We start from the raw sequence: 5,347 nt of genomic DNA, 5'->3' as shown, positions 1-5,347 counted from the left end.
TCCGTCTCCATTCGCTCGGCGACGTAGAGATGGGCCTTTGTGACGGCGATCGTAAATTTCGCCGTGTCCCTGAAAGGATTAAAGCTGGTCATATAGCGCACCCCAAAGAACGTCTTGCCGCCATCGGTCGAATAAAGCAGGGACGTGGTACATCCGCGGTCACTGCAGGCCGTTCTCGGAGGCGCTGAGGAAGGGATCGCGATGTTCTGACCAGTCGGGTCGGCATTGATGAGCCTGCCCTGAAAGTTCTCGATGCCTTCGCGACCAAGCCTTTGGCGGATGCCTTGCTTCGTGTCGTTGTAGTACGTCACGCCATGATGGCAGTCGAGATAGTTTTCCAGCGTCACGAAACGGTGGTCGTCAATGCGGTAGATGACCTGCGGGGGAACGTCATAGACAGCATCCTCTGGGGGGCCGACATACGGGGGTGGCGTGGCACAGCCGAACAGCAGGGTGATGCCAAGCACGGTGGCAAGGAAAGTGAGTCGCGTCATAGTTCTCTCCGTTTGATTCGTTCGGCCTGCGCGCGGCTGATCTCATCGGCCACGGTCTCACCGTCGATGAGGGATGGCATCGCAGGCGTCGCCAGATCGCCGGTGATGAAGTAGGCATCGCGTAACGAAATCCAGTCGGCTTCCTGCATCAGTTGTGTCCAGAAACGGACGTCCTTGAACGCGTTGCAAAAACCGATGGGCAGGTCATAGGCGACTACCCGCTTCATGAACTCGGCGTGTCCCGGCAAGGAGCTATGATCAGTCGGTTCGGGCTGGTGCTGTTCGATGCGCTTCCGCATTTCATCCGGCGTCTCGATCCTGCGGTACGGTCGACCGTCGTGGTAGATGTCCGGTTCGTCGTGATACTTCTCTGGCTGATAGATCGACGCTAGATACGGGTAGGTCTTGTCGCGGTACTCGCCCCTGTCGGGGTCGAATTCCCCCCATTTCCGGGCCCGATGCTTCGGATCGTCAAAGTAAGTTGTCTCCTCCGCCGTCAGCGGATTCGGCACGGCCTCCGCATTGATCGTCACCATCTGATTCTTGTTCGGCACCGCCCACAGCTTCATCATGCCGCCCAGCACGCCGCGATTGCCGTCCCAGAAGTCGTCCGGCTTGACGCCGGGAGGCGGGTCGGCAATCGGCGGCAGCGAGCCGAACTTCTTTTCGCCCGGCGCGTCGCCGCAAGGCGTTCCGCGGGCAAGCATCCGCTGCTTCACGGTGTCGCCAAGCTCTTCCAGTAGCGCGTGGCCCACCCCTTGCCATCCGATGCTCTGCAAGGCGGTGCAGCCCATCACCCGATCGTGCGGGCTGAAGTACACGTACAGGCGTCCGTGGTTATCCCGTTCGGGGACCCCGAAATGATTCGCAAGATCGGGGCGCCAGAAATTCATGTCCTCGGTGGCGCCCACTTGTAGCCGCTCGATTTGTGCGTCGGTGAGCGCGCGCTTGTCCTGCCTGATCCGGTTGGCGATGTTGCGGAAGGTATTGATGCGCGCGCGCTCGGTCGGCCGCTCACTGCCGCAGGTCAGGGCGTCCGTGATCTTGTCGTCCAGCGCGAATGGCGCGTTCATGACCATTAGCGCGTCCGGTGCACGTGTCTCGCATAGCGCGGTGGCGGCCATCGCAATCATCGTTCCCTGGCTGTGCGAGCAAACTGTGACGGTGTCGTCGGGCGAATGCCGGCGGATACTGTCGATGAGCCTAGCCAGTCGCTGCGCGGCATGGGCGTAGTAGGTGCGGGACGGCGCATCCTGTAGCTGTCGCTCGGTCTCTGTATTGAGCGCCTGCATGTCGACGCCGAGCACGTGACGACGGAATCCCGCTTCGCTCCAGAGTTGTTGCAGATTGTTCGTTCCGTTTTGGAACGGACCGCCGCCCCAGAACCAGGGACTGTCGACACGAACACATTCGGGTGCCCAGTAGTCAGCGCCTGCAAAGTTCCGTAGCGGCACCTGATATGCGTTTTCCCGGCCGTCCTTGGGCCGATAGCCCCAATAGAACCGGATCACGGGCGAATTTCCTTGCCATGTCGGGTCAAGGCGGCGAGCGATGCCCTTATCCGTATCGGGGTCTATGCTGACGTAACGATTGGCGATCAGCCGCGTAGCGTCTGTGCGATTCAACCGCTGATTCAACCCCTCACACAATGCCGCCTCCGCCCCGTCGTACCACTCCCCTTCCGAGTTCACGCCATGCACGAAGATAATCACCCCCGGCAGGTGCGGAGGAATCTGCGCCTCGGCCCGCACTTCGAAGCTCTCCGGGGTGAGGTAGGACTCCCAATACGGCTGACCATGCGCGTCGCGCTGCATGGGGACAACGCGTGTTGCGGTCTGAAGTTTGCGGCCAGCCGGTCCCTCGTCAGGTAGCGGTGCGGGCTGGGTTGACGTCGTTGTGGCGTTCATCGGGTCAGGGCTCATGGCAGGATGGAGCGCAGGTACGCTTTTCGGTCGAAGTCGCGAAGCACGAGTTCCGCAATCGCGAGATCGGCTGGCGACAGCGCGCCGGACAGATAGCGATCCCTCAGCGTCGCAGCATCCGGCACGGACGCCATCGATGCCGCCAGCACGCAGTTGAGATCCGTCCCGCAATCGATACCCGCATTGCGGTACATATCCAGGACGTTGGCATAGCAGGCCAGCGGCGCGTCGGCCCCCACACGCTCCCGTAGCATGCAGCGCAACGCGGATAGCACCGGATCCCAACGAAGCATGACGAACGCGGCATCGATATCGGCCAGCGCTCCGGCAAGGTCATGCCGCCGCGCGCGCAAACTGGAGCGCATCAGCAACGACGGAACGTGGGCCGCATCCTTGCGCAGAGCGCGGTCCAGCAGAGCTTCCGCCCTGGCATAGCGGTTCGCGTCGCTTCCGACGATCAGCGATGCCGCCTCGCCTTGCAGGGCTTCCGGGTCGGCTTCTTGGCGGCTACCGCAGCCATACACGGCAATGCTCCAGCACATCAGGACAACAATCAGGCTTCCCCGCATGGGCAGTCTCCTATTTCGAGCCGTTGGCTCGCACAATGTCGATCGGGATAACAAGCGAGCCGCGGGGCGGCACGGGCACCGCCCGGCCTTCGACGGCCTCGTAGACGTAGCCGCCCCGCAGGACCAGTTCCACGGTGCCGTGGATGCCGGGAAGAGGCAGCGGCAAGCAGGCATTGCCGATGGGCAGGTGGTCATCGGCAGGCCATGCTGCGGGTCCGGCGTCAGTGGAAAGCGGCACCTCGCCCCCTTCGTTGCCGTCGAGGCGCAAGGCCGCTGTCGCGAAGAAGAGTGTCTTGCCCGTTCGCCCGGCACCGGAGTAACCCATGGCGCTGACCCAGATCGAATCGGGAGATTGGAGGCGCAGCTCGCCTCGAATGTTGAATGACCCATGCACGCCAACCCCTTCGACCAGAAGGTAGGCAACTTGCCGGATCAGATAGGTGGACTGAGCGAGCCGATACTTGGCGGTGGCGGATGCCTGTCGCGGATCCGCCGAGGGATCGGGCAGCCCGGAGGCGACGCGGGACACCGCGCTTCCGCCATCCTGCGCGGGTAGCAGCGTCATCCCCTGTGCGACCACCTCCCTCGCCACCGTCGTTTCGCCGGACGCATTGGTCACCCCCTCAATCTCACGACCACTCGCGAGCCGGATCTTGTACGGTTGGCCGGCGAGGGGCTGTCTGGTCAGCTGGTCGGTCAGGATGAAGCGTTCATCGTTACGGCTGACCGTCTGCCCGAACTTGGGCAGCGGCAATGACAACGCGCCGGGGTCGAACTTCTTCACTTCGATGAGCTTCAGGATGAGGTTGCCGGCGCCCCCGATCTCGACGTCATCGCCATGCACCTTGATGTACGCGCTGCCGCCCCCGCCGATCACCACGCCGTTGGCGGCATTGGCGGTTAGCGTCCCGTCGGCGCTGGTCAGCTTCATTTCCTTGTCGGACACAAGTTCCACCGCATCGGACTGGGCCTGGATCGACACCTTGCCGCGTGCGGCAAAGAGCTTGATGCCGAGCTTGTGCGCAAACAGCGACAGCACGCCGCTTGCCGCGACCGCCACGTTTGCGAGGGCGCTGAGATTGAAGCCGGCCGAAGTCGCGATGCTGACGTCCTTGCCGGCTGCGATCTCGATGCGCTCGGGCGTGACGGCGGCGATGCCCGCGGGCGCGGACAAGACCATCACGGCCTCCTTCAACTCCGCCATGCTCTCCTTGAGCCACCGATTTTCCGCGTGCAGATCGGCGATCTCGGCCTTGGCCATGCGCGCGGCATCTGCCAACCCCTCGGCCTGGGCGAGTGCTACCTGGAGTTGGCCGAGTGCCGCCTGCATGTCCAATTGCTGGCCGTTCGCCTTCGGCTGGTCATCGGCGGTGATCAACAGCCCCTTGCCGCCTCGAATGGCGCCCCAGCCGGACGTCCTGAGTTCGAACCCTTCCCCTCGCCGCTTCCACTTTCCATCCACCATGTGGCCAAGCGTCAGCTGGCTCTTGCCGGAATGCTCGGTGGACAGCTTGACGTGCTCCTGCCCCTCCCAGTCCTCGAATTCGATTTTGTTGTCACTCTGCGTACGGATCACGTTCCGGGACAGCCAGCGGTCCTGATTAGTAATCAGGTCGGTCTGGCGGCTGTTGTGGTGGACGTGGGCGATATACGGCTTGTTGGGATTCCCATCCCGAAACGCGATAGCCGCTTCGGTGCCGTCGATCAGCGGAAAGTGAAATCCTGTTTGCAGCGCCCCGGCAAACGGCTTGGCCAATCGCAGCGGCACGCATTCGCCACCGCCGGGCCAGTCCTCGAAATCGAAGTCGAAACGGACGGTGTAATAACCCTGCTGGGTCAGGTAGGCATATTGATATTGGCTCGGGGAGGTAATGCGCGCACTCAGCGTGCCCTGGATCTTCGGCCACTTGGCCTCGTCCAGCGGCAGCCGGAACCGTCGATCCGATGGGATCGATTTGAAGGTATTCCGATACGCCGCATCGCGCGCGCCGGTGTGGACAACCTCGGTGATGACCTGCCCATTCGGCGCGTCGGCCAGCGCAAGGTCCATCCGCAGGATTCGCGCCGGACGCAGTTCCAGCACATTGCTCTCGCCTTCATAGACCACCTGGGAAGCCATCGCCGCCTCATGCCGAAGCTGGGCTTCCCATTTGGCGCCTTCGAAATCCAGGTGATGGGTGCCGAAGACATACGGCTGGCCGTAGGTGGTCTTGTCCTTGCGCGCGACGTTGGCTTCGCCCTTCAGCGGCTCCCACGCCAGGTCGGGGTTGTAGTCCGCCACGAGGAACGATGCGGGGACGGTTCTAGCAATAGTACGAAGGCCGATGACCGCTTCGACACCAGCCTCCAATCCCGCCGTCTC

4 protein-coding genes are annotated in these 5,347 nt (G+C 62.8%); all 4 read right to left on the bottom strand.

Going from position 1 to position 5,347, the window contains the following annotated elements; genetic code table 11:
- Window positions 1-494 (bottom strand): T6SS immunity protein Tli3 family protein (locus tag AC1DEL_RS27360; RefSeq protein WP_477126478.1); only part of this gene is annotated, 494 nt, incomplete at its 3' end.
- Window positions 491-2,308, bottom strand: coding sequence for a T6SS effector phospholipase Tle3 domain-containing protein (locus tag AC1DEL_RS27355; RefSeq protein ID WP_477126477.1), 1,818 nt, complete (start codon window positions 2,306-2,308; stop codon window positions 491-493). The genes AC1DEL_RS27355 and AC1DEL_RS27360, both read right to left, overlap by 4 nt.
- Window positions 2,309-2,412: 104 nt before the next feature.
- Entirely contained in the window at window positions 2,413-2,985 is a 573-nt protein-coding gene (locus AC1DEL_RS27350; protein ID WP_477126476.1) for a hypothetical protein, read from the bottom strand.
- Window positions 2,986-2,995: 10 nt separating this feature from the next.
- The coding region (locus AC1DEL_RS27345) for a DUF2345 domain-containing protein (RefSeq protein WP_477159238.1) at window positions 2,996-5,347 on the bottom strand (2,352 nt) is incomplete at its 5' end.

This window comes from Cupriavidus sp. 10L43_2, assembly GCF_056395265.1.
This window is presented reverse-complemented; position numbering and strand designations above follow the sequence as displayed.

Excerpts from the sequence above, each read along its gene's own strand:
- AC1DEL_RS27355 (WP_477126477.1), bottom strand. The coding sequence starts at position 2,308 with ATGCAGCGCGACGCGCATGGTCAGCCGTATTGGGAGTCCTACCTCACC.
- AC1DEL_RS27350 (WP_477126476.1), bottom strand. The coding sequence starts at position 2,985 with ATGCGGGGAAGCCTGATTGTTGTCCTGATGTGCTGGAGCATTGCCGTG.